Genomic DNA, 24354 nt, shown 5'->3' on the forward strand with positions numbered 1-24354 from the left:
GGTCTAGTCATGGGCTTGTTCGGTTGCTGGAAGATTGTTTATTGGGCGCCCCTTTACGGGCTGAGGCGGCTTAGAAATGGCTTTGATCGTACAGAAATTTGGAGGCACCTCGGTCGGCTCTGTCGAAAGAATCGAGCAGGTCGCCGACAAGGTTAAGAAATTCCGCGATGCCGGCGACGACCTGGTGGTGGTGCTGTCGGCCATGAGCGGCGAGACCAATCGCCTGATCGAACTGGCCAAGGCAATCAGTGGTGATCAACAGCCACTGCCGCGTGAGTTGGATGTGATTGTGTCCACCGGCGAGCAGGTGACCATCGCATTGCTGGCCATGGCGCTGAACAAGCGTGGTGTGCCGGCCGTGTCCTACACTGGCAGCCAGGTACGCATCCTGACCGACAGTGCGCATACCAAGGCGCGCATCCTGCAGATCGACGATCAGAAAATCCGCACAGATCTGAAAGCCGGGCGCGTGGTAGTTGTAGCGGGCTTCCAGGGTGTGGATGAGCAGGGCAACATCACCACCCTCGGTCGTGGTGGTTCGGACACTACCGGCGTGGCGCTGGCAGCGGCTCTCAAGGCGGATGAATGCCAGATCTATACCGATGTGGACGGTGTGTACACCACCGACCCGCGTGTGGTGTCCGTGGCCCAGCGTCTGGACAAGATCACCTTTGAAGAGATGCTGGAAATGGCCAGCCTCGGGTCCAAGGTGTTGCAGATCCGCGCGGTGGAGTTCGCCGGCAAGTACAACGTTCCGCTGCGCGTATTGCACAGCTTCAAAGAGGGTCCGGGCACCCTCATTACTATTGATGAAGAGGAATCCATGGAACAGCCGATCATTTCCGGCATCGCTTTCAACCGCGATGAAGCCAAGCTGACGATCCGTGGCGTGCCAGACACCCCGGGCGTGGCTTTCAAGATTCTCGGGCCTATCAGCGACGCGAATGTTGAAGTCGACATGATCGTGCAGAACGTTTCGCACGATAACACCACCGATTTCACCTTCACCGTGCACCGCAACGAGTACGATGCGGCCCACAAGATCCTGGAGAACACCGCGAGCCAGATTGGCGCGCGTGAAGTGATCGGGGATATCAAGATTGCCAAGGTGTCGATCGTGGGTGTCGGCATGCGTTCCCATGCCGGTGTTGCCAGCCGTATGTTCGGGGCGCTGGCCAAGGAAAGCATCAACATCCAGATGATCTCCACCTCGGAAATCAAAGTCTCGGTGGTGATCGAAGAGAAGTACCTGGAGCTGGCTGTGCGCGCGTTGCATACCGCTTTTGAGCTGGACGCTCCGGCCCGACCGGGCGAGTGAGGCGATACCAGGAAGGCGCGGTATACCGCGCCTTTCATTTTTTGTGGAGCGCATGGTCTTTTGCGTGCGCTCGACAATACTTAGGTCGTTAGGGCTATGGCCATCAGGTTGTAGGTCGAACGCCTTTTTTTTGCAGACTGTTGTTCCTGAACTGAAATGCGTGAGGTGAAAGCTATGCTGATTCTGACTCGTCGGTGCGCAGAAAGCCTGATTATCGGTGATGGCGAAATCACCGTGACCGTGCTCGGCGTCAAAGGCAATCAAGTACGTATCGGGGTTAACGCTCCGAAAGAGGTAGCTGTCCACCGCGAGGAAATCTACCTGCGGATCAAGAAAGAGAAGGACGAAGAACCAAGCCTTTAATTTTTATCGTTTTTTATGTTTGCAAACGGGGATGAACGTGGTTAATATACGCCCCGTGTTGCGGAGAGCTGGCCGAGTGGCCGAAGGCGCTCCCCTGCTAAGGGAGTACACCTCAAAAGGGTGTCGGGGGTTCGAATCCCCCGTTCTCCGCCATTATTTGCTTAGTACGTTGCAATCTGGTTTTTTCGGTAAGTTGTTGAAAATACTCGAAAAAATAGCTTTACATAGAGATTGAACGGCCTATAATGCGCGGCAACAAATGCACTCGTAGCTCAGCTGGATAGAGTACTCGGCTACGAACCGAGCGGTCACAGGTTCGAATCCTGTCGAGTGCACCATTTAAGAGTCAATTGCAGCAATGCGGGTGACTCGGCTCCAACCAGTTGTGATCTGGTCTAAAAACACAATCTGCACTCGTAGCTCAGCTGGATAGAGTACTCGGCTACGAACCGAGCGGTCACAGGTTCGAATCCTGTCGAGTGCACCATACAAACAAAAAGCCCGCCAAGTGCGGGCTTTTTGCCGTCTGGGGTTTGTGTAGGATTGATCCTGGGCTTCATCTTTTCTTGCGTTCCATGTGTTTTCCCTTCGAGCTGTGTCGTCGCAGTTCATAAATCCAGCCGATGCTTAGCTTTGGCTCGCAAGCTCTTGTAATTTCCAGTTTTTTAACGTTAAAAGCGTGCGCAGCGTGTATCATTGCGCCCGTCAGCCCCGCCGGGGCTTGTGGAATACCTCCATGGACTTACCCAGTAGTTACTCAGTACCCCGCTTTACCAATCATGAATTGACTGATTGATCCTTCCGGCGTGCCCCGCTGCTGGGAGTGGAGTTCGCCTATGACCGAAGTAGAAGTAAAGAAAACACAAGACAGCCTGCAGGATCGCCTGGCTCAAGTCATCGAGCTGCTGCAGCGTCAGCGCGTGGTCGAAGACCTCACGCACCGCCAGGAAGGTCCGCACCACGACCGCGTTGAAAACCTGGTTCACCGGCAAAACCTCGTCGAGTTGCAGCGCAAACTCGATGACCTGCACTCCGCCGACGTCGCCTATATCCTTGAAGCCTTGCCGTTGGATGATCGTCTGACCCTCTGGCAGTTGGTCAAGGCTGACCGTGACGGCGACATCCTCCTTGAAGTATCCGACTCGGTCCGTGAAACCCTGATCGCCGACATGGACGATCATGAGCTCCTGGCCGCCGCCAAGGAGATGGACGCCGACGAACTGGCTGACCTCGCCCCTGAGCTGCCTCGAGATGTTGTCCATGAGCTGATGGAAGCGCTCGACAGTCAGCAACGCGAGCGCGTGCGCTCTGCGCTGTCCTATGACGAGGACCAGGTCGGTGCGCTGATGGACTTCGAGATGGTCACCATCCGCGAAGATGTCAGCCTGGAAGTGGTACTGCGTTATCTGCGTCGCCTCAAAGAGCTGCCTGGCCATACTGACAAATTATTTGTGGTCGACTACGAAGGCATTCTCAAGGGCGTGCTGCCGATCAAGCGCCTGCTGGTAAATGATCCCGACAAGAAAGTTGCGGATTTGATGGCCAGCGATACGGTGAGTTTTCACCCGGATGAAGACGCCTACGAGGCTGCGCAAGCGTTTGAGCGCTATGACTTGATCTCGGCACCGGTGGTCGACAAGAACGGTAAGTTGATAGGCCGTTTGACCATCGATGAAATGGTCGACCTGATTCGTGAAGAGAGTGAAACCGAAGTCCTCAACATGGCGGGTTTGCGTGAAGAGGAAGACATATTTGCCTCGGTCTGGCGTTCTCTGCATAACCGTTGGGCCTGGCTGGCAATTAACCTGATCACAGCCTTCATTGCCTCGCGCGTGATTGGGCTGTTCGAAGGCTCTATCGAGAAGCTGGTGGCCCTGGCGGCGCTGATGCCGATTGTGGCCGGTATCGGCGGCAACTCCGGTAATCAGACCATCACCATGATCGTGCGCGCGATGGCGTTGGACCAGGTGAGTACCGCCAATTCTTCGCGCCTGCTGCGCAAAGAGTTGGCCGTGGGCCTGATTAACGGCTTGGTATGGGGTGGCGTTATCGGTGTGGTGGCCTACTTGCTGTATGGCAGCTGGTCGCTGGGTGTCGTGATGACGGCTGCCATGACCCTTAACTTGCTGTTGGCTGCGCTGATGGGGGTGCTGATCCCCATGACCCTGGCTCGTCTTGGGCGTGACCCGGCCATGGGCGCCAGTGTGATGATTACGGCCATGACCGACAGTGGTGGGTTTTTCATCTTCCTGGGGTTGGCGACCATCTTCCTGCTCTGATCCATTCCTGCGGGAGCAGATCTGCTCCCGCTTTGCTGGCTATTCCTTACCTTCCTTTCCCAAATCGCAGGCAAAAAAAAGCCAGCACATGGCTGGCTTCGGCTTTCAGTTGCAGATCAATTGGCTTCTGCGGCCGCCTCAACGTCGTGCGCAATAAGCGAGACGAGGGCATTTTGCTGGCGGTGGGAGAGCTGACGAAAACGCTGCAGCAGTTCGCGTTCGTGCAGTGACAGCTCGGGGCTGTCCAGGCGCATGCTCAACTCTTCACCCAACGCACCTTCCTGAATAAGGCTCTGTTCCAGGCGCGCGATGATTTCGGAGTTCATGCTGCGGTGATGATTGCGAGCCACCTCGGCAATGCGTTCCCGCATTCCGTCTGGCAGACGTACGACGAACTTGTCAGCCGTACGGCTGGAATAAATTGCCTGTTTCAATGGGCGCATATATTTAACCGGTTAGTTCAGGGGAGCGGTTTTTGGAATTGGCCGCAAGATGAGTGTTAAGACAAGGCTCACGACCAAAGTTCAACCCGAATTGCAAAGAGGCCGCATCATGCCTCAGATTTGACATTTCCTTGGCGTCAATTCTGTGACAAATATTGAACTGCCTAAAGGCTTAATGCCAGCATTCATTTGCATTTTTGCGGACTGGTTTGAAAACTTTCCAATGAGCCATTCTTGAACGGAACTTCCCGTAATTCCAAGGCTGCTCAGGGGTTGAGGCCGCACATCCTATCGCAAAGTGGCATTTTGCCCTCACCTTTAAGACTAGTGGCAATTTGCTGATTTACTAGGGCGGGGCGACGTAAGGTCGAACGAGGGGGAGGAGGTGGGGTCAGCGTAAAACCGGGTCGAATTTGATTTTGCGGCCGACGATGAGCGACAGCAGGAGAAGGCTTGCAAACACGCCAGCGGCAACAAACGCGGTAGTTTGGCCATCTTGCGAGTGGGTATTCAGGCCCAGGATGCCTGCGAGAATAGTCAGGCTTAAAAATAGCCAGGCGGATTTGGTCACGAGCGATTTCCTCAGAAAACCCAATGTTCAGATGCGGGTGCGGCCTGGGTGCCTTGGGTCAGGCGTACCGGTGATTGTGCGTTGGGCGTCATCACCGCCAGTTGCGGGCGTTGTTGCAGATGGTGCGGCACTGCCTGGCTGAGCTGGGCTGGATCGTTGCTGCCAGTCGACTGAAAATGGAACATCACCAGTACAGCCAGGGCGATGGTGTTGAGGGCTAACAGAAGGGCACTGTTCATGGTCATGTTCTCCGCTTAACGCCGTGGCTGAATGGGGCTTGTAGGAGAAGTATTGCAGGTCCCGTGCCAATCTATTATTCCAATAAAATCAAAGGCTTGAGTCTACTTCAGAGGCTCGATAGGTTGCAATTTGCAATGATGGCATTTTGGGGGAGTGCATTTTGCACGATAGCGCTCAGGGGCCCGTGGTTGCGGGACGAAACCGACATTCTCTGAACAAGGATCGGCCTACACTCAAAAAGCCTACGGACGACATGACAAAACCCACCTCGGCCGTTAACATGCACGCCGTCCGTCGCCGCGCCTTAGGCCTGATGGCTGACATTTGTCCCAGTAGCTCAATTGGATAGAGCATCCCCCTCCTAAGGGGAAGGTTGGCCGTTCGAACCGGCCCTGGGACACCATATAAACAAAGACCTCCAGCCGTTTCTGTTGTTGTCGTTGAGTGCTCGTACATAGCGGGTGCAACAGAAATGGTACAGGCAGCAAAAAGCCCCGTTGAGCCACGTGCTCATGGGGCTTTTTTTTGTCAGCGTTTTAAGCAAGCCCCTTGAGCAGCCTCATCAACGCCTGCCGGTCGGTGGTCCGGAGGCGACGCAGCAAACGCCCCGTCACCCATCGTGACGGAGCTGCGTGCTCAGTCGTTGATGTCCAACTCGAAGGAGGAGTTGAGCGTGGTGCCGGTGATTGAGTAAGACGCGACAGAAGTATCGGCGCTTCTGTAGGTGAAGTTGTCGCCCGAGTCGTGGTTTGGCCCGCCCTGAACGTAGGCTCTCGCCCAGCAGGAGGCGCCCTCGGGAACATTTTGCTCACGAAGGTTGACCTTCGCAACGCCACCGGCGGTGGTCATCTCGGTTCTATCGGGAGGGCATTCGCCGCCGTCCCATTCGACCCTGAAGCTTGAGGCGAAACCTGCTCTGTTATGAAACTCGACGAGATAAGGCACGCTATTTTCCTTTCATAAGTTTGGGTGTTTCTTAATCGTCATATCTCGCCTCTTCCAAGACGAAATGACGACAGCATGAGCATTGCTGTAGGTGCACGAACCAGCACCCGCCCGGCGCATCACGCGGGGTTGGTTCTGAGCCGTTTTCTCATGGTCGCCAAGCAAAACGCAGGACAACGCTCATAATCTGAAACGTTGTGATCGCGGAGCCGTCCATGGGAGGTATTTCCTTTAGTCATTGCTAGCAGAACGAGTAGCGATATCCCTGCCATCGCTACTCGATTACGAGGCTAGCCGTCTTTCACGAATGCGCGCCTTGGTGACTAGACTCGTTGGCTATAAAGGGGTGACCAAGACAAGGAATCGAACCGGCCGTGGGGCGCCAGATTCGTGGCTCCTCTAAAAAGTCCCGCGCAGATTGCTCTGGCGGGGCTTTTTTGTGCGTGCTTGACGAACACCGGTCGAACCTTGCCGGTGATCAGCGTTCACAGCAGGTGCGTGGTTATTTATCGCAACCTTTGTACCTTGCAACCGGCCAGGCAGCGTCTGAGCTATTAAGCAAAATATTCCCGGAAAACAGCCTTTATCGCCTGTCCGGGCCTGGTAACACCGGACTATCATTCCGATAGCCCTGTCCCTCACTGCAAGGAGCCGCTCGGAACGCCGATGCGCCAAATCTGGAAATCTTTTCGAGCCCTTTATTTCGCCTCCTTGATGATGTTGATCGGGTCCGGCCTGCTCAGTACTTACCTCGCCTTGCGCCTGGCGGCCGACCATGTCGACAGCTTATGGGTGGGTGCGCTTATGGCAGCCAACTACTTTGGCCTGGTGCTGGGTGGCAAGATCGGTCACCGCCTGATCGCCCGGGTCGGGCACATTCGTGCATATGCCACCTGCGCCGGGATTGTCGGTGCGGCGGTGCTCGGGCATGGCCTGATCAACTGGCTGCCGGCCTGGATCGTGCTGCGGATGATTGTGGGTCTGGGCATGATGTGCCAATACATGGTCATCGAAAGCTGGCTCAACGAGCAGGCGGATGCCAAGCAGCGAGGCGTGGTGTTCAGCGGCTATATGATCGCGTCCTACCTGGGGTTGGTGTTGGGTCAGTTGATCCTGGTGATGCACCCCGAGCTCGGTCTTGAATTGCTGATGCTGGTCGCTTTGTGCTTTGCGTTGTGCCTGGTGCCCGTGGCCATGACGCGACGGATTCACCCAGCGCCCCTGCATCCCGCCCCGATGGAGCCGCGCTTCTTTATCAAGCGGGTGCCACAGTCGCTCAGTACGGTTTTGGGCGCGGGGTTGATCGTGGGTTCGTTCTACGGTTTGGCGCCGCTCTACGCCTCACAGCAGGGGCTGACCACTGAGCAGGTCGGTCTGTTTATGGGTAGCTGCATTTTCGCCGGTCTGCTGGTGCAATGGCCGTTGGGCTGGTTGTCGGACCGATATGACCGGGCCTTGTTGATTCGCTGCTTTGCCTTGTGTCTGGCGGTGGCGGCGTTGCCGTTGGCGGTGATGACCCACGTGCCTTTGGAAGTGCTGTTCGTGGCTGGGTTCTTGTGTTCGCTGGTGCAATTCTGCCTGTACCCGCTGGCGGTAGCGTTTTCCAACGACCATGTTGAGGGTGATCGCCGAGTGTCGCTGACGGCCATGTTGCTGGTGACTTACGGGGTTGGTGCGAGTGTCGGGCCACTCTTGGCCGGTGTGGTCATGAAGCTGTTCGGCAGCCACATGCTGTATGCGTTTTTCAGTCTGTGTGCGTTGATTCTGGTCTGGCGTATCCGGCCGAAAGCGGTGACCAACCTGCATCAGGTGGATGATGCGCCACTGCACCACGTGGCGATGCCCGACAGCATGTCCAGCTCGCCGCTGGTCGCGTGCCTGGACCCTCGCGTGGACGAGGCGGTGGTGCAGGAGCAGATGCAGACCGTGGTGCCTGACCCGGAACCGGAGCCTGAAGCGGATCCGCAGTCGCCAGCCGATGAACCGGCGTTCGAAGGGCCGCCGGAGCCGCTGGGCCCAGACGACCATCCTCACGATCTGAGCAGGGCGCGCCCCTGATAGCAAAAACGGGCAGATCCCATCAGGATCTGCCCGTTTTTTTTGCCGCGATCGTTAAGGCTTAAAAATCGTCGTCCTTGTCGAACCGCCGCGCTTCGCGCTGTAGCTGGTACACAAAACGTTCCACCTGGCGCTGCACCAGCCCGCTCATGTTGTGGAAGCGCACGCCGGCGAAGGTGGTGTTGATCTTGTCTTCGAAGTGCAGGTAACGCAGTTCGACGGAAGTGGTCATGCTGCCGAAGGGCAGGGCGGCGATAAAGCGGTCATAGACCTGACCCAGCTGCAGGCGTTCGGAAATATCCCCTTCAAAGCGCAACTTGCAGCCAGTGGCGGATATATCCAGCAACTTGCCGCTGATGGGCGCCTTGAGTTTTTCGCCACCCAGTTCGATGTTGACCAGTTGCGCCAGCTTCAACGCGGCCCGGAAGGCATTGCGGCGCTGATGGTAGACCACCTCGGCAGGCATGCTGCCGGTGTAGATGCGATGGCCGTCTTTTTCGCTGATGGTCAGCGTGCCGTTGCTTTCCCAAGCGACGCGCACACCTTCATGGAAGCCTTCGATACGGAACGGCTCACCATTCTCGAGATAACGTTCACCGTCACGGGGGATCATTTCGTCCAGCGCCAGTGTCTTGCTGTCCCGGTCAACGGCCACCAGGTAGCTCTGGAAGCGCTGACTGCGTTCGTGGAAGGTGATGATCAGCGGATCATGACTCTCTTGCAGCATCCGTAATGTGCTGGCGATTTCCAGAGGCGTGGTGAGCACCTTGGGTGGCTGCGGAGCATCTTCCGCATTAAGGGCGTTGAACACGGTTCTTCCATCTCCAGACAAAATACGACTACACGCAAGAACCGGCATTTTGCCAGCATGTTGCGCGCCTTGGATAGGGCGCGCTGTAAACCGGCGTCAGGCTTGGCTGCGGGTGCTTGGCTTGACCAGACGTGAGGTGGAACCTTGGGCGTTATAAAGCGCCGGAGGTTCTCCACCGTGAAGTATACGCAGCTGGTTGGCGGTCGTAGCTTGCTGAAGCTGGATCGACTGGCCATTGAGCAGGTTGGCTTCCTGGCACTGGGCGAGTAACTGATTGAGTGCGGTGCTCTGCGCCAGCAACTGATCGCCAACCGAAGAATGGCTGGCCAGTTGTGCGAGGCCGTCGTGATCAGCCGGCAGGCCAAGGCTGATGAGAATTTCGCTGCGCTTCTTGCCATGCTGCTCCAGCAGCACGATCAGCGACTGCTTGCGCGCCAGAATTTCTTCCAGCAAGCGCATGTCCCGGCCGTACAGGGCCAGGGATTCTTCTTTGAGCAGCTCGAGCAACTGTTGCGTCGGCGCCAGATCATCAATGATCAGTTGGAGCAAATGTTCGTCGTGGTGCATGGCTGGCCTTGGGGTTTAAGCGTCCAAAAGCCCTGCGCAGGCCTTTGCCTAGCGCTCGGCTTCGAAGTTAAGCAGCTTGCTGGCTACACGGTTGCTGTCGACTTTATAGCTGCCATCGGCGACCGCCTGCTTCAATTCGGCCACGCGGGCTTTATTGACAACGGGTTGATCGCGCAGCGAGTCAGTGACCTTCTGCAACTGTTGAGCCTCATTGCTCAGGTGTACCGATTCCCCACTCTGGCTGGCGCCGGCCTGTTCTGCCTTGGCGGGCAGGGGCTGGGCTTTGGCCTCTACGCTGTCCTTGGCACCACTGGTGCGCGTATTGCCGGGCAAAGCCGGGGTGTTATTCAAACGACTGAAATCAATGACCATGATAAAAAAACCTCTGGGTATTTGGACGCTTGCCATGTTTTCGGCCATACCCGAACAAACTTTAGGTTCGATTGACAATAAACCTGCACAGGCCGACATCCAACGCACAGTGTAGGAAAAGCTGGCGTTTGATACCAGTGATCTATAACGCCACCTCAACTTGGCCTGGTGCAGTCACCTGCGCCTTGATGACACGGTTGGAATTGAGGTTCTTGACTCGAATCTGTTCGCTCATGCCGCCGTTGGACAGCGCCTCGCCCGGCATCTTGACGGTCAGCCCGCCACTGCTGGCGGAAATCACCACCTGGTCGCCCTTGCGAATCACTTCAGCCTGTTCCAGGTGGACCAATGTGATGACCTGATCGGTCACCATTGGTCGGGTCAGTTTTTGCCCGACCGCCTGATCCAGCGAGGTGAGGTAGCCCTGATTGATCAGGCTGATATCCCGTTCGCGCAGGGCGACGTCTTCAAAACCGATGATACCCGTGCGTTTGAGCGGGCGAGTGACCACCACGACATCGCGAAACAGTTTGACCTGTGCCGGCACGAACACGGTCCAGGGCGATGCACCTTCGCAGCGCACCTTTACCGTCACGCGGCCGATGGGCTGGGCGGGGCTTTCCAGTGAGGCCGTCAATTCCTTGTCGCACATTGGCATGCGCAGGCGCGGGTCTAACGGGTTGACTTGGATTTCATAACGCCCAGGTGTCTGTGTGGTCGCCAGATAATCTTCTACAGTGAACTCAAGAAAGCCTTGAGTGACGCCGATAAGGAGATCAGGCAAGGTGACGTTATCTGCACGTGCCGTGACGCCCGAGCCCAAGGCGAGCAGTGCCATCGAGACGCAGAGCAATCTGCTATACCGTGGGAGGCGAAGGCGTCGGGAAACTGTCGTTATAAGGTTCATAAATCAATAAATAGCAAAGCTCGTGCCGTTTAGTGTTGGGTACGCGTCGTACCCCCAAAGGTTTTAGCGTAGGAGTCTGGGCATGGCAGGAGTAATGGATTCAGTAAACCAGCGCACACAGCTGGTAGGGCAGAATCGCCTGGAGTTGTTGCTTTTCCGCCTGGATGGCAAACAGCTGTACGGCATCAATGTGTTTAAAGTGCGGGAAGTGTTGCAGTGCCCCAAGCTCACCATAATGCCCAAATCCAGCCCTGTGGTCTGCGGCGTGGCCAACATTCGTGGCGCGACCATACCGATTCTTGACTTGGCCCTGGCCACGAGTTCCGCCGGTCTGCAGGACCGCGAGAACCCGTTCGTGATCATCACCGAGTACAACACCAAGACCCAGGGTTTCCTGGTGCGCTCGGTGGAGCGCATCGTCAACATGAACTGGGAGGAGATCCATCCGCCACCCAAGGGCACCGGGCGCGATCACTACCTCACGGCGGTGACGCGGGTCGATAACCAGTTGGTGGAAATTATCGACGTGGAGAAGATCCTCGCCGAAGTGGCCCCTACCTCGGAATCGATTTCGGTGGGTGTCGTGGACGCCGAGACCGCGCACAAGGCGATTTCCCTGCGTGTGCTCACGGTGGATGACTCCTCGGTGGCACGCAAACAGGTGAGCCGCTGCCTGCAAACCGTCGGTGTTGAAGTGGTGGCGCTCAACGATGGTCGCCAGGCCCTGGATTACCTGCGCAAGCTGGTGGATGAAGGCAAGAAGCCGGAAGAAGAATTCTTGATGATGATTTCCGACATCGAGATGCCAGAAATGGACGGCTATACCCTGACGGCCGAGATACGTAACGATCCACGCATGCAAAAATTGCATATCATCCTGCATACTTCGTTGTCGGGCGTATTCAATCAGGCGATGGTCAAGAAAGTCGGTGCCGATGACTTTTTGGCCAAATTCCGTCCTGATGACCTGGCATCCCGGGTTGTCGACCGGATCAAGGCAGCAGATCACAGCTAGGAGGATTTCCTCCTGGCGGTCACACGATTTAAGAGGCGGTATCATTGTCTACGGGTAATTTGGATTTCGAACAGTTCCGGGTCTTCCTGGAAAAAGCCTGTGGCATATTGCTTGGTGAAAACAAGCAATACCTGGTATCCAGCCGTCTCAACAAGCTGATGGAACAGCAGGGCATCAAGTCCCTGGGTGAGTTGGTTCAGCGTATTCAGGGGCAGCCACGCAGCGGGCTCAAAGAAATGGTGGTCGATGCGATGACCACCAATGAAACCTTATGGTTTCGCGACACCTACCCTTTCGAAGTGCTCAAGAGCAAGGTGCTGCCGGAGGCCATCAAGGCCAGCCCGGGCCAGCGGCTGCGAATCTGGTCGGCTGCCTGCTCTTCGGGGCAGGAACCGTATTCGATTTCGATGTCCATCGACGAGTTCGAGCGGACCAACATGGGGCAACTGAAGGCCGGCGCGCAAATTGTCGCCACCGATCTGTCCGGCACGATGCTCACCAATTGCAAAACGGGTGAGTACGACAGCCTGGCCCTGGGCCGTGGTTTGTCCCAGGAACGCCTGCAGCGTTACTTCGACTCCAAAGGCGCGGGGCGTTGGGCCGTCAAGGCGCCCATCAAGAGCCGGGTGGAGTTTCGTTCGTTCAACTTGCTCGACAGCTACGCCAGCCTGGGCAAGTTCGACATGGTGTTCTGCCGCAACGTGCTGATCTACTTTTCGGCGGAAGTGAAGAAGGACATCCTGTTGCGCATTCACGGCACGCTCAAGCGCGGCGGTTACCTGTTCCTCGGGGCGTCCGAGGCGTTGAACGGCCTGCCGGATCATTACCAGATGGTGCAGTGCAGCCCCGGCATCATTTACCAGGCGAAGTGATGGGGGGTTGAGTCAAAACAAACGGGAGGCCCGCAAGGGCCTCCCGTTTTTCATGGGCTCAAAGTAGGGGTGCCGACGGCTCGGAGTGACTCAGGGCCTAGCGATCATTCGGATATTGCCCAGGGAAAGACGATGAATCCCGTTGGGTACCTTCGCATTGAAAATGCCTAGACGGACGTCGCCCGTCAGGGGCGCCGTGAATGTCCCTGTCCCGGTTTGCCGCTGTGCGCTGGTAATGTTCTGTACGTCGGTGCCGATCCGGCTGCCATTTATCGTCATGTACAGGGTCGAGCCGTCACTGGTGGCCATACCGCCAATGACCTCGAAGCTGCAATCGTACGTGCGCCCTGCAATCACCGGCACTGCGCGGGAAATGATGTGGGCACTGGTTGCTTGGCTGTTGGGGATGTCGGCCACCACGCTGCCATTGCTAATACGCAGCAACCCGCCGACGTAAGGCCCCTGAGGTACCCAGCCTTGGAAAGTGCCATCGCTGAAATCCCATACGGTGGTTGGGGTGGGGGGGACGACGACGGGGCCTTTATTAATGCTCACCGTCGCGGTCGGCGCGGAAGAAATGACCCTGTTACGGCTGATGCGCAACAGTAGTTGTACGTAGTTGCCTATGTTGGCTTCAACAAACGCCCGGGGTATCGAAATGTTGAGAGAGGGCGCATCTGCCCCTACCTCAAAGCTTTGGTTGTACACGCCGCCGGTGATGCTGCTGCTCATGTTTACATTGATGAAATCGGCTCGCAGCACGGGAATAGCGGAGGTCAATTCTGCGTAGTTACCCACCAGCAGGTTGGTGTTCAGGTTCGGGATCGGCTGGGCTGTGTCTTGTAACTTGAAGCCGAGGGTCGGGATGGTCAGCATGTAGAGCCTCTGCGCTATTCAGGAAAGGGTGTCCGCGCAATCAAGCATCCGGGGCGGCAGGCTCCGCAACTGTCAGAAATGACAGTGCGGACCAACGGTCAGGCCTGCCGGTACCCTCGATGTCCTCCTCTGCACCATTGCCGCCCATGTGTAAAAGCGGCAACCGCGGTTGCCGCTTTCCTGGCGCCACGCGGAAGTTCGTTGCCGCTTTTCTGGCATTGCCGCCGGCATTCCCCTCGCAAACCCTTGAATTACGGGCCTTGAACGAATTGGCATGCGCCTTGCTATAACCCAGATACGAAAAGCAGGTCAGCCTAAAGGTTTCCGCCATGAGCATCAGCTTCGATAAAGCGCTCGGTATCCACGAACAAGCCCTGGGCTTCCGCGCCCAGCGTGCTGAAGTCCTGGCCAACAACATTGCCAACGCCGATACCCCGAACTACAAGGCTCGGGACCTGGACTTCTCCGCTGTGCTCGCGGCGCAGCAGGACAAGACCAAGAACGGCACCTTTGCCTTGAACATGACCAACAGCCGTCATATTGAAGCGCAAGGCCTGGGCAGTGGTGACGAGTCGCTGCTGTATCGCACGCCGATGCAACCATCGATCGATCAGAACACCGTGGATGCCCAACTTGAGCAATCGGCCTACGCCGAGAACTCGGTGAACTTCCAGGCCAGCTTCACCCTGCTCAACAGCAAATTCAAAGGGCTGATGTCAGCCCTGCGTGGAGAATAAGCCATGTCCCTAGCCAGTGTTTTCAATATTGCCGGCAGTGGCATGAGCGCGCAGACCACGCGTTTGAACACCGTCGCCAGTAACATCGCCAACGCCGAGACCGTGTCTTCGAGCATTGACCAGACTTACCGCGCCCGTCACCCGGTGTTCGCCACCATGTTCCAGGGCGGCCAGGCCGGCCAGAGCGGTAGCGGCGATTCGCTGTTCCAGAATCAGGATGCCGCAGGCCAAGGCGTGCAGGTACTCGGTGTGGTCGAAGACCAGAGCAACCTGGAGGCCCGTTACGAGCCTAACCACCCCGCCGCGAACGAAAAGGGTTACGTGTACTACCCCAACGTCAACGTGGTCGAGGAAATGGCCGACATGATTTCCGCCAGCCGCTCGTTCCAGACCAACGCGGAAATGATGAACACCGCCAAAACCATGATGCAGAAGGTCCTGACCCTGGGTCAGTGATAAGGGGCGCCAAATAATGGCCATCGTTGATACCACTTCTACACCCAACACGGCGGTTCAGGACCTGTTCAACACCAAGGTCAAGACCGCGACGGACAACAGCGGCCTCAACTCGGCTGCCAAGGCGGCCACGGGTAACCAGGCGCTGGGCAAAGATGCGTTCCTGCAGCTGCTGGTGACCCAACTGAAAAACCAGAACCCACTGTCGCCTCAGGACAACGGCGCGTTCGTGGCGCAGTTGGCGCAGTTCAGTAGCCTGGAAGGCATCAACACGCTGAACGACTCGGTGAATTCGATCTCCAGCAACTTCAGCTCCTCGCAGGCGCTGCAGGCGTCGTCGCTGGTTGGGCGTTCGATCATCACCCAGACCGATAAGGCGATGGTTGATACCAGCAAGAGCATGACCGGTTCGGTGGCGGTAACGTCGGCGACGGGCAACGTCTCCGTCAAGGTCACCGACAAGGACGGCAATGTGGTGCGCACCATCGATATGGGCACCCAGAGCGCCGGCGATTCCAGTTTTATCTGGGACGGCAAGAACGACAAAGGTGAGGTCGCGCCAGCCGGGACTTACACCTTCGCGGCCAGCACCAAGAATGACAAGGGCGACTCGGTTGCTCTGCTGACGTCGCTGCCGGCAACGGTGACCAGCGTGACGTTGAGCAAGACCGGCGGCGAAATGCTGCTGAACCTGGCTGGCGGCATGGGCAGCGTCAAGCTGTCGCAAATTCAGACTATCGGTACATAGAGCCGGCTCAATACGGCAGAGGGAGAGAAACATGTCTTTTAATATCGGCCTTAGCGGTCTCTATGCGGCCAACAAACAACTGGACGTCACTGGCAACAACATTGCCAACGTTGCGACCACCGGTTTCAAATCGTCCCGCGCGGAGTTTTCGGACATTTACGCGGCGTCCAAGCTCGGCACCGGCCAGAACAGTGTCGGCAGCGGTGTGAACCTGGCGGCAGTGTCACAGCAATTCACCCAGGGCGACGTCAACAACACCGGCGGTCTGCTGGACATGGCGATCCAGGGTGGCGGGTTCTTTGTGCAGAAGGGCAGCGACGGCTCGCTGGAATACACGCGCAACGGTTCGTTCCACTCGGATAAAGACGGCTATATCACCAACAATACCGGCACCTCGCGCCTGCAAGGCTACGCGGCGGACGCCGATGGCAATATCGTCAAAGGTGCACTGACCGACCTGCAATTGAACCTGTCGAACCTGCCGCCGAAGGCTTCCAGCAAGGTGGATTCCACCAGTAACCTGAACTCCTCGTCGCCGGTGATCGACCAAACGCTCAAGCCGTTCGATCCGACCGATTCCACCACCTTCAGCACCCAATACAACACCACGTTGTATGACACCCAGGGTAACGCCCACCCAATGGTGCAATACGTGGTGAAAACGGATTCCAACACCTGGAAGTCCTACACCCTGATCGATGGCCGTAACCCTGACGGTTCGGCACCTACCGGCACGGGTTCGACGCCTCCGGTCGCCTCGACATTGAGCTTCGACGGTTCCGGCAAACTCACCGGGATTATCACCGGTACAACCTCCAGCACCACCTTGCAGCTGACCGGTTGGGTGCCGGGCACCGTGACCAACGGTGTGTGGACCAAAAACGGTGCGAACGCCAACCCTGGCGGGATTGCCATTAACATGGCCAACATTACCCAGTACAACTCGGCCACTTACCGCAACCCACCGGTCACCGATGGCTACGCCACCGGCCAGATCACCGGCCTGAGCATTGACGGTAACGGCGTGATGTTCGCCACCTTCAGCAACCAGCAGAGCAAGGCCATCGGCCAGCTTTCCCTGGCCAGCTTTAACAACGAGCAGGGCCTGCAGCCGGCTGGCGGTACGGCCTGGAAAGAAACCTTCGCATCGGGCCAGCCGGGTTACGACACCCCGCAATCCGGTACGCTGGGTTCGATCGTGTCCAAATCCCTGGAGAACTCCAACGTCAACCTGACCAACGAGCTGGTGGACCTGATCAAGGCCCAGAGCAACTACCAGGCGAACGCCAAGACGATCTCCACCCAGAGCACCATCATGCAGACCATCATTCAGATGACCTGATGCGGCTGCGAACAAGAGCCCCTCCTGCGAGGGGCTTTTTTTTGCGTGTTATTTGACCGGAAACAATTCCGACTTTGCGCGAGATTGCCAACTGACAGGCTTTTGTTGGAACCGACCACGCCGCTTTTTCCACTTATCGGGCTTAAAGGTATGGGTTCTTACGGGGGTTGGATATGTGGGATCTGTCGGTGTCTGGCCATGGGGCTGGAGGTGTGCGTTATGACGTGGGCGGTGCGGGGCAAAATCTGTGGGGCGTAAGCCGTGCAGAGGAAAAAAAGGATGACGTAGAGGTCGATAAAAAAGCCGTAGCCCAGATGCTCAAACAGCTGGATGAGGCCGAAAAGGGCAATAAAAACCAAACTGCCCAGGACCTGCGCGACAAGCTCAATGAAAAGCGCAAGGAGTTGGGTGAGGAGAAGTTCAAGGAGATCCTTGAGGCGTTGAAGAAGGACGCCTCCAGCGATTTGCTCGCGTTGTTGAAGAAGCTGTTTCCGGATTTTTCCCGGATGAGCCGTCACCGTCACCGTCTCCTTCGCCGCAGCCATCACCAGGCAAAGGCGGCGGTGGTGGGGGAGGCGGCGGTGGCGGATCAAATTCGGCGAATATTGGCCCCAGGGAAAGCATGAGCAATCTGCCGTTTACCCAGGGTGCTCAATTTCATCATTACAAACCAGACAAGAGCAATCCCGGGAAAAAGCCTGGCGTGGGAACGGAGAGTGGCAATATCTGGAGTAGTTTTAGCCAGAGCCCAGGCACTGGAAACTGCACCACGATTGCAGCGATTAAAGCTTCGATGATGCAGTTTGGCCAGAAGCCTACCGACGTGTTTAAAGATGTAAAGCAGGCGGGTGACGGCTTCGACGTTCAAATGCGAGATGGGTACCAGGTCCATATATCCCAAAGCGAGTTGAAGCAAGCGGCGGAGCAGGCTCGTTTCCAAGGTGATAATCCGGAGGTAATGACCAATGCCAACTTTATGTATGCCGTTAGCGCAAAGCGGGCACAGAAGGAAGATAACGACGATTATGCCGGGCAAAGTTATGCTGCTGCGTTAAAGAGCCTGAATGATGGTGAGGTTCTTCAGGAAGGGTTGGACCGTCTTGGTTTGCGAGGTCTATACCGAAGATCTTCGAGCGATGAACTGGCGAGTGGCAAGTTGGGCGTCGTTGCTTTTAGTGGGCATGCGATGGCAGTGATTGGCGGTCAAGTCGAACTGAACGGAGGGCGAGGAGGTAGTCCTAAACCGGACGATGGTGCATATACGTTCGTATAACTGACATGGACGCGCATAAACGCCAGCCATAAAAAAACCGACAAGCCCTTTGCAGGGTTTGTCGGTTTATAAATCCTGGGCGTTCAAGCCCAGGACGCACTCAGCTTATTGACAGAGTGCCGATATTACCTGCGTATACATTATATAAAGTCTTTTAAAATCAATGATTTGTGATGATTTATGGTGATCGTATTTGTTTAAAACGTATATATTTGAGCGATTTTGACGTATTTCACGTGCAGGAAGTATACGAAAATTTGAATGAGTAACGAATCGTGATTCTACAGGTTTCTTACCCGTCCATGGACAGACAGGCGCGCAATGGAGAATTAGCAGCGGGGATCAGCATGCTCGAAATGGATCGCGATAATGCACAAAACGATCTGCTTCGAGCCCATGCACTGATTTTGGAACTGAGCAAAGAATTGATTGGGCTGAGACCTGAGTCGAACGTGAAAGATTTCGAAGCTTTCGCTCGTAAAAGGGCGAGGTCGGCGCTTGATGACTTGCTTGATTAACGTACTGCTTGGTGCGGAGTCGGAGGCGCGTTCCTTACATGCGCTACGGTTCCCATCAAAGGATGCATGTGAATTGGTCAACTAATTCTGGTCATCAGTTACGGTTTCACGCCGCCAATTTCTCCATGGCTACCGGCGACCGATATGTGCAGCATGCTGGGCTTTAAAACGCGGTCTTAAGCAAGCGTGGTTGCCAAGTAGGCCCTCATGGATGAATTCCATATTAAGTGGGCGAATCTGAACGGGTGAGAAGCCAAGGGCGAGTCCATCAGAAATTTCATGCGGAGCTATTTGAAGCTCGTTGAACTTGGGTGAATCAACAGGTGACCAGGTCGGAGTACTTAGCTCTCTACGACCCGAGATTTCAGGGTGGCCAGAAGCCAGAATTTAAGTACGATGGCGATCCGACCCACGCCTCGTATCCATCTCATTGGACCGTTCGCACAATGGCAATAACATTAGAGATCCACGCTACCGACCCGGAAGTCATCGCGCTGATCCAGCGCTACTGGGCACTGAACGAAGAATGCAAGCCTGTCGAGAACGTGAGCGCGATGCTGCCATTTCGCGAGGTCCTCAAGCCACATGCCCTCGCGGCCTACATCAGAACGCATTGCACCGTGTATGACGAGAACCAGAACTGTTCGGTCTGCGGTTGCGCGTTGGTTATCACGAGCAGGTCCGAGGTGAAAAGATTCAAGCAGCACCCACTCTGGCCTTGCGCGGCATGCAAGGCTGAGCTGGACGAGGCAAGGCGAGTAGCTGAGGCGCAAGCGGAGGCTGACTTGCAAGAGCGAGTTGCGCAGCATGCCGAGCGTGTCATAGCGAAAAGGACTGACTATTCGACCATCCCTAATGACCTAGCATTCGTCCTGGTGGCACTTGAGCGCGCCATCGCTCCTCGCTTGTTCGGTAGCAGATTCACCTTCAACGATTGCCAGGCGCTAGCGCCCATGCACTCGGAGATGTTCATCAATCGTCTCTGGAAGGCCGGCGTACTGTCGGACGATCCACGCGCTACTGGCACGAGCGCCTATTTTGTAAACGCCAACGGACTGAACTACTACCCCAATAAAATTCGGTTCATGCTGGTTTCCGATGAACTCCTGGGTGGAGGCGAGGAAGCTTTCAATGAGTTGGTCGTACGACCGTTTACGAATGAAGGCATGTTGGCGCTTTGGTACGAATACGCCGTGGCCGATTGCATGGCCTACCTGAACAATCAGTTGCAGGAATTCAGGCAAGTCTTTCCTGTACACAAGACGGAAGAAATCAAAAGCGCGATTTACACGGCGTTGAAGTATTACAGCACCAGGGACGTATGGAGCTTGCTGTGGCGGGTCGTGCAAACAGTATCGTCTAACTCGAATCATAAGTACTCCAACAAAGAGCGGTCGGCTGGCACCATTGCTTCAAAACTGCGGCTTCAATTTGAAAAAGCACGTAAGGAGAAAACCGATTTAGGTGAATGGAATCGTTTGAAATCGATTCCGGCAGGAACGTTGGGTCAGATTTTCTACGAGCTGTATGACATTGATGAAACGACTGATGCCTCCGTAATCATAAAAACACTTTCTGATGAAGAACCTTTAGGTCGCGAAGAGATTGAAGCGAGTATCGACGCTCATGTTAAGGAGTTGATGGCTTCTGCACTGGCCAATGGAAGCGGGGCGGCGGCAATTTATGATTTCGCGGAATTGATCCGTAATGGTGCGGGAATTTCTGAAGCCGTTGAGCAGATTGCTGAGATTTATGCTGTTAGTCGTGCTGGTGGAGTTTCTGCCTGTTGAGAAATTGAGTCATCATGATTGGGGGTTAGTCACCCGGTGCCGGAATGTTGCCAGTGTTGGGTTTGGTGGTGGGTTAGGGTTTATGGGGCTATATTGTTGTGTAGCTAAGCGTAAGTCTATGCGTTGTTTGATATAGTTACGATAAGGGAGCAAGCCTTATGATGCCATGGCGAAAAATATGAGTGAGTCAACTAAAAAAACAAACAAGAAAGTAGGTTTCTATTTAATAAGTTTCGAAGAGGGTGCCATTCAAATTCCGCTTTTTGATGAGAGTATCAAAGGCGGCAGCACGAACGTAACTGTTATGATTGGGCCCAATGGGTCGGGGAAAAGTCGATACATTAGTCGTATTGTAGATGAAGTTTGCTATTTGAATACCTTGCGAACTGAAGGTGATAGATCTGCGTATAGAAGCAGGGCGCTGGCAGGTCAGGCGACGATAAAATATCGTTTTGACGGGAAGATGTGCGTAATTGAACGTACGAGTCTTGACACGGTTCGTTGTACTGTAAGTGGTAGAAGTACAAAGCTTTCCGACATGCCATTTCCAAGTCAGGTTGCAACGGTCTCTCATCTTCCCAATGATAAATTTAGATTCACTACGGAAAATGACGATTCTTTCTATAAGTATCTCGGGCTACGCCAGTCTTCGAATTTAACAACGACTGGCGCACTTGAAAAAAAGGTGATTCAAAGCCTAATTGTAGGCTTCTCTACTCTAGGGTTCAAAGATCGCTTGAAGAACTGGCTCGTCCTCGCAGGGTTTGAAAACCGTGTGCACCTTTTATTGGAGTTGCAATCGACCAAGCTCTTTTCTCTCGATGCTAATGAGGTTTACGGAGAAATAATCCGCATACAGGAAACAAGGGCTATGTCGCCTGGTCGATGGTCGAAGCTTAGACATAGATTGGATGACGACTGGAATGATATTTGGTCATTTCTATGCGTACTTCGGGAATGGCCGCTTCAGGGGCAAACTGGTACTAATATATTCTTAGATATGTCCGAGGCTTTGGAGAAATCTGAGGTGGCGGAGATATGGAAAAAAGGTTTTGATGTTGCTAGACGCTGGCGTGCATTTAGGCGGTCTTCTCTTTATTTCGGCAGGTTAGGTATAGGGAGTGAGTTTTCGGATCTGAGTTCAGGTGAGCAGCAGTTGATTGGTACGAATTCTCGTTTACTGGCAGAGTTGAAGAGTCATTCTCTTGTTGTGATTGATGAGCCTGAGATCAGCCTGCACCCGCAGTGGCAAATAAAATACATTCCAACACTGCTAGATAGCCTTAAAAAAACAGATGCAACGCATGTTTTGATCGCAACGCATTCTCATTTTATGGTTTCTGACTTGGATCAAGATAATTCGGTTTTAGTTACTGCGCGATACGATGAAGGGCCAAAGTTTGATTTGTTTGAAGGTGACGTGTACGGACGCTCTCCTGAAAATATTCTATATCGTGTGTTTGGTGTAGCGACCACTGGCAACATATATGTGGAAAACGATCTCCGTAAAGCGCTGCAAATGATTGCTGGGACTGAGCCACTGAATGTGAAGGAACTGAGATCGACATACGCTCGACTACAGAAAGTTTCTGGCCCGGACAACCCTGCTATGAACATCATCCTTGAGCGAATAGGCGGCTTCATTGAGGGTCTTAAATGATCAAGCTGCCGCGGTGGGCTACCATTGATAATGGGGTTCAGAAAAAGCTTGATGCTATAAAGGTCGACTTAAGGCCGAAGCGTTGGTATGGAAAGGCAAAGGCTGTAGTCGAGTTCAAAAGTCAGGTGCTTACGCAGGGACGTGTGATTCAGCGGAAGCGCTGTGCTTGGTGCACTCTTCCCTTGGGTGAAGAAGGTCGGCGAACAATCCATCGGGATCATATCGCACCTTCATCGATTTACCCGCAGTGGACCTTCGTCGCGAAAAATCTCGTGATTTCTTGTGAGTATTGCAACGGCCTCGCGGTCAAGGCCGACATCGATACAATCAAAGTGCTCAGGGATAAATACGATGATTGTGAGTTTCACATCGTTCATCCTTACGACGACGAGATCGAATGTCATATACAGTTCGATGATGACGAGGATCAGCTCCCTGTGGTAGTTAGAGGGATATCACCAAAGGGGCTGTGGACTATTGAGAATATGAAGCTCAATGACGTGGGGTTGACCAGGGAGAGAGCGAAGGAGGTCTATTACGAACGAAGAGGGTTAACGCTTCCTGCCCCGGAAGAGGATCTCATCGAAAGAGCGCTGGGTGCGATGAGCGTTGCTCAATGAATCACTCAAGCGATGGTGAATTGCACCCACGCTGGTGGAGCGATAGGGGCCACGTCTGACGAGGTAAGAGGTACCTCACGAGAAAGTGGGCGGGGCGATGGTGCAGGCGATTGCTTCATGGAAAAGGTACTATCGTCTGCCTTTTTTCGCTGACTAAGTGACCTATTGAGAGAATTTTGAGAATGAGCATAGAAGTTCGTGACCACGTATCGATCGCGGTGAAACTAGAAAACTTCGGTGTGGCGGCTCCCAGCGGGTTCGCCATACTTCCTCACAATCTTGCGACTGCAACCTCCAAAGGCGATCTTAGGCAGCATGTGGAGTCTGATACTGTCCGAACATTGCTTCTTGGAAACAATATTCCTCATGCCGAAATATTTGATGAGGATGATCAGCCGGCTTATTTGCAACAGTACGGCTTTGAGTGGTACGGACCTACTCTGTTTATATCTGCGGGCATTTTGTTGCAGAATCCCGATGTGCTCTCTGTGACCTTAGGGCTAATAACAAACTACCTTTACGATCTATTCAAGGGTTCTAAAAACGGAAGCGCCTCTCTAAGTGTAGTTTTTCAGGACGCTGACGGAACCTGTAAGGAGGTTCGTTACAACGGCCCACCCGAGGGCTTGAGCGCTGTGACTGATATCGTCAAAGAGCTGGGAGCTAAATGATGAGTGAGCCCTTCGCGGAGCAATCAGTGAAGATGACTTTTCAGGAAGTGATTAAATACTTCAATGTGGGTATCGAAAGCGCGGAGATCTACCGCAGCTTGGCAAAATCGAGCAAGCTCCAAATCGAACAATGCCGTGCCTTGGACTTGCTGCAATTGAATGCCACGAGTCTTAAGCACGAGTCGATTCGCCGTGTTGACGAAGATGATGCCAATCTTTTCCTAGCTTACGAGTGTGCTATTGGAGCAGTACGGTCCGAGTTACTTATGTTGGTCCTTCTAAAGCGGGACATGCCGAATGAGGCGTGGGACCAGCTCGTTGCTGCTCAGATGGGATGCATGGACGCGAGTCGAGCCCACAGTGGGTTCGCTCATTGTCAGAAGCGCCTTGAGGATCTGAATCAGTATGAAGAGCTGCTTTTCCCGCCTCAGGCATTCATGAGTGCCGGATTTATATCAGATAGCTTGGATTGTTCCATATGCGACAGCCCCTACGCGAAATGCCAGCATCTACGCGGAAAACCTTACATGGGGCGTTTTTGCGAAATCAATCATCGTAACCCAAGGGGAGATCATGCTGCGCTCGTCGATTCACCCGCTGACAAGCGTTGTCGCGTTACTTCTGTACAGGTGAGAGAGGGATATAGGGATAAGCTTTCAGGTGAGATTACTTCTTATGAGGGTAACGAAATGTACGATGAAGAAGGGCCTTTACTCGCTCGGACTACATTGATGGCAATGCATCGCTATCCCTATTTAACCTCTTCAGGTCGGGTATTGGGCGAATAGCCGCAGGGCCTGGTTCAGTGAACAACACTGGCTTAGGCCGTGACAACCCTTTCTTCCAATTCGTTACAGCAACGCGAAAGCTCAAAGCTCGTTTGGTTCGGCGGCCATATACGT

General features: G+C 54.7%; 27 protein-coding genes and 4 tRNA genes. 22 read left to right on the forward strand and 9 right to left on the reverse strand.

Annotated elements, in window-relative coordinates:
* Nucleotides 1-76: 76 nt before the first annotated feature.
* The 6 genes from JFT85_RS22800 (at nt 77) to mgtE (ending at nt 3960) form a co-directional block, all read left to right on the forward strand.
* A complete protein-coding gene (locus tag JFT85_RS22800; protein WP_053257610.1) occupies nt 77-1318 on the forward strand; it encodes an aspartate kinase in 1242 nt (413 codons plus the stop codon).
* A gap of 174 nt (nt 1319-1492) precedes the next feature.
* Nucleotides 1493-1681 carry a carbon storage regulator CsrA gene (csrA, locus tag JFT85_RS22805; RefSeq protein WP_003175645.1) on the forward strand — a complete coding sequence of 63 codons (189 nt, stop codon included), beginning with the start codon at nt 1493-1495 and terminating at the stop codon, nt 1679-1681.
* A 62-nt stretch (nt 1682-1743) separates the two neighbouring features.
* A tRNA-Ser gene (locus JFT85_RS22810) sits at nt 1744-1834 on the forward strand.
* A 108-nt stretch (nt 1835-1942) separates the two neighbouring features.
* Nucleotides 1943-2019 (forward strand) — tRNA-Arg (locus JFT85_RS22815).
* A gap of 72 nt (nt 2020-2091) precedes the next feature.
* Nucleotides 2092-2168: transfer RNA gene (locus JFT85_RS22820), tRNA-Arg, on the forward strand.
* Nucleotides 2169-2517: 349 nt separating this feature from the next.
* Nucleotides 2518-3960, forward strand: a complete 1443-nt coding sequence (gene mgtE / locus JFT85_RS22825; RefSeq protein ID WP_053257609.1) for a magnesium transporter — start codon at nt 2518-2520, stop codon at nt 3958-3960.
* 116 nt (nt 3961-4076) lie between these two features.
* On the opposite strand, the gene JFT85_RS22830 is transcribed toward mgtE, so the two are convergent.
* The 3 genes from JFT85_RS22830 to JFT85_RS22840 all read right to left on the reverse strand — a co-directional run bounded on the left by JFT85_RS22830 (nt 4077) and on the right by JFT85_RS22840 (nt 5213).
* Nucleotides 4077-4403 (reverse strand): Arc family DNA-binding protein, encoded by a 327-nt coding sequence (locus JFT85_RS22830; protein ID WP_003193592.1) that lies wholly within the window; start codon nt 4401-4403, stop codon nt 4077-4079.
* 391 nt (nt 4404-4794) lie between these two features.
* Nucleotides 4795-4974: a PA3371 family protein gene (locus tag JFT85_RS22835; protein WP_069552892.1), complete on the reverse strand. Its 180-nt coding sequence runs from the start codon at nt 4972-4974 to the stop codon at nt 4795-4797.
* An 11-nt stretch (nt 4975-4985) separates the two neighbouring features.
* On the reverse strand, nt 4986-5213 hold the full coding sequence (locus JFT85_RS22840; protein WP_053257607.1) for a hypothetical protein: 228 nt from the start codon (nt 5211-5213) through the stop codon (nt 4986-4988).
* A 327-nt stretch (nt 5214-5540) separates the two neighbouring features.
* Here JFT85_RS22840 and JFT85_RS22845 point away from each other — a divergent pair.
* Nucleotides 5541-5617: transfer RNA gene (locus tag JFT85_RS22845), tRNA-Arg, on the forward strand.
* Nucleotides 5618-5850: 233 nt separating this feature from the next.
* Here the strand turns inward: JFT85_RS22845 and JFT85_RS22850 are convergent.
* Complete coding sequence (locus JFT85_RS22850) at nt 5851-6159, reverse strand: hypothetical protein (RefSeq protein ID WP_053257591.1); 309 nt, start codon at nt 6157-6159, stop codon at nt 5851-5853.
* A gap of 666 nt (nt 6160-6825) precedes the next feature.
* On the opposite strand from JFT85_RS22850, the gene JFT85_RS22855 reads away from it, so the two are divergent.
* A complete protein-coding gene (locus JFT85_RS22855) occupies nt 6826-8217 on the forward strand; it encodes an MFS transporter (protein WP_069552883.1) in 1392 nt (463 codons plus the stop codon).
* Nucleotides 8218-8278: 61 nt separating this feature from the next.
* On the opposite strand, the gene JFT85_RS22860 is transcribed toward JFT85_RS22855, so the two are convergent.
* The 4 genes from JFT85_RS22860 to flgA form a co-directional block, all read right to left on the reverse strand.
* A complete protein-coding gene (locus JFT85_RS22860; protein ID WP_053257589.1) occupies nt 8279-9028 on the reverse strand; it encodes a flagellar brake protein in 750 nt (249 codons plus the stop codon).
* Nucleotides 9029-9124: 96 nt separating this feature from the next.
* On the reverse strand, nt 9125-9595 hold the full coding sequence (locus JFT85_RS22865) for a flagella synthesis protein FlgN (RefSeq protein ID WP_053257588.1): 471 nt from the start codon (nt 9593-9595) through the stop codon (nt 9125-9127).
* 48 nt (nt 9596-9643) lie between these two features.
* The gene (gene flgM / locus JFT85_RS22870; protein WP_053257587.1) at nt 9644-9967 is read right to left on the reverse strand and encodes a flagellar biosynthesis anti-sigma factor FlgM; all 324 of its coding nucleotides are present in this window, start codon (nt 9965-9967) and stop codon (nt 9644-9646) included.
* Between the two features lie 142 nt (nt 9968-10109).
* Complete coding sequence (gene flgA, locus JFT85_RS22875) at nt 10110-10874, reverse strand: flagellar basal body P-ring formation chaperone FlgA (protein ID WP_053257586.1); 765 nt, start codon at nt 10872-10874, stop codon at nt 10110-10112.
* Between the two features lie 82 nt (nt 10875-10956).
* Here flgA and JFT85_RS22880 point away from each other — a divergent pair, with 82 nt between their 5' ends.
* Both JFT85_RS22880 and cheR read left to right on the forward strand, forming a co-directional pair.
* Nucleotides 10957-11889 carry a chemotaxis protein CheV gene (locus JFT85_RS22880; protein WP_053257585.1) on the forward strand — a complete coding sequence of 311 codons (933 nt, stop codon included), beginning with the start codon at nt 10957-10959 and terminating at the stop codon, nt 11887-11889.
* A gap of 44 nt (nt 11890-11933) precedes the next feature.
* The gene (cheR, locus tag JFT85_RS22885; RefSeq protein ID WP_053257584.1) at nt 11934-12761 is read left to right on the forward strand and encodes a protein-glutamate O-methyltransferase CheR; all 828 of its coding nucleotides are present in this window, start codon (nt 11934-11936) and stop codon (nt 12759-12761) included.
* A 90-nt stretch (nt 12762-12851) separates the two neighbouring features.
* Here the strand turns inward: cheR and JFT85_RS22890 are convergent, their stop codons facing one another.
* A complete protein-coding gene (locus tag JFT85_RS22890) occupies nt 12852-13637 on the reverse strand; it encodes a hypothetical protein (RefSeq protein ID WP_069552882.1) in 786 nt (261 codons plus the stop codon).
* A 329-nt stretch (nt 13638-13966) separates the two neighbouring features.
* Between JFT85_RS22890 and flgB the strand changes: the two genes are divergently transcribed.
* From flgB to JFT85_RS22945, 12 genes are all read left to right on the forward strand, one after another.
* Complete coding sequence (gene flgB, locus JFT85_RS22895) at nt 13967-14374, forward strand: flagellar basal body rod protein FlgB (RefSeq protein ID WP_053257582.1); 408 nt, start codon at nt 13967-13969, stop codon at nt 14372-14374.
* A 3-nt stretch (nt 14375-14377) separates the two neighbouring features.
* On the forward strand, nt 14378-14830 hold the full coding sequence (gene flgC, locus JFT85_RS22900) for a flagellar basal body rod protein FlgC (RefSeq protein WP_017138385.1): 453 nt from the start codon (nt 14378-14380) through the stop codon (nt 14828-14830).
* A 16-nt stretch (nt 14831-14846) separates the two neighbouring features.
* Nucleotides 14847-15578, forward strand: a complete 732-nt coding sequence (gene flgD / locus JFT85_RS22905) for a flagellar hook assembly protein FlgD (protein ID WP_053257581.1) — start codon at nt 14847-14849, stop codon at nt 15576-15578.
* Between the two features lie 31 nt (nt 15579-15609).
* Nucleotides 15610-16920 (forward strand): flagellar hook protein FlgE, encoded by a 1311-nt coding sequence (gene flgE / locus JFT85_RS22910; RefSeq protein ID WP_053257580.1) that lies wholly within the window; start codon nt 15610-15612, stop codon nt 16918-16920.
* Between the two features lie 173 nt (nt 16921-17093).
* Nucleotides 17094-17546 carry a hypothetical protein gene (locus JFT85_RS28615; protein ID WP_342366924.1) on the forward strand — a complete coding sequence of 151 codons (453 nt, stop codon included), beginning with the start codon at nt 17094-17096 and terminating at the stop codon, nt 17544-17546.
* The gene (locus JFT85_RS28620; protein ID WP_146100461.1) at nt 17543-18193 is read left to right on the forward strand and encodes a hypothetical protein; all 651 of its coding nucleotides are present in this window, start codon (nt 17543-17545) and stop codon (nt 18191-18193) included. Before JFT85_RS28615 ends, JFT85_RS28620 begins: the two co-directional genes overlap by 4 nt.
* A 275-nt stretch (nt 18194-18468) precedes the next feature.
* The gene (locus tag JFT85_RS22920) at nt 18469-18711 is read left to right on the forward strand and encodes a hypothetical protein (protein WP_201230451.1); all 243 of its coding nucleotides are present in this window, start codon (nt 18469-18471) and stop codon (nt 18709-18711) included.
* Nucleotides 18712-19157: 446 nt separating this feature from the next.
* The gene (locus JFT85_RS22925; protein ID WP_201230453.1) at nt 19158-20501 is read left to right on the forward strand and encodes a hypothetical protein; all 1344 of its coding nucleotides are present in this window, start codon (nt 19158-19160) and stop codon (nt 20499-20501) included.
* A 178-nt stretch (nt 20502-20679) separates the two neighbouring features.
* Entirely contained in the window at nt 20680-22161 is a 1482-nt protein-coding gene (locus tag JFT85_RS22930) for an AAA family ATPase (RefSeq protein WP_201230455.1), read from the forward strand.
* Nucleotides 22158-22781: a hypothetical protein gene (locus JFT85_RS22935; RefSeq protein WP_201230457.1), complete on the forward strand. Its 624-nt coding sequence runs from the start codon at nt 22158-22160 to the stop codon at nt 22779-22781. The genes JFT85_RS22930 and JFT85_RS22935 overlap by 4 nt, the downstream gene beginning before the upstream one ends.
* A 182-nt stretch (nt 22782-22963) precedes the next feature.
* Nucleotides 22964-23452 carry a hypothetical protein gene (locus JFT85_RS22940; protein ID WP_201230459.1) on the forward strand — a complete coding sequence of 163 codons (489 nt, stop codon included), beginning with the start codon at nt 22964-22966 and terminating at the stop codon, nt 23450-23452.
* Nucleotides 23452-24240: a hypothetical protein gene (locus tag JFT85_RS22945; RefSeq protein ID WP_201230461.1), complete on the forward strand. Its 789-nt coding sequence runs from the start codon at nt 23452-23454 to the stop codon at nt 24238-24240. The genes JFT85_RS22940 and JFT85_RS22945 overlap by 1 nt, the downstream gene beginning before the upstream one ends.
* Nucleotides 24241-24354 lie beyond the last annotated feature (114 nt).

The organism is Pseudomonas sp. TH04 (genome assembly GCF_016651355.1).
In the GTDB taxonomy this organism is placed as follows: Bacteria; Pseudomonadota; Gammaproteobacteria; order Pseudomonadales; family Pseudomonadaceae; genus Aquipseudomonas; species Aquipseudomonas fluorescens.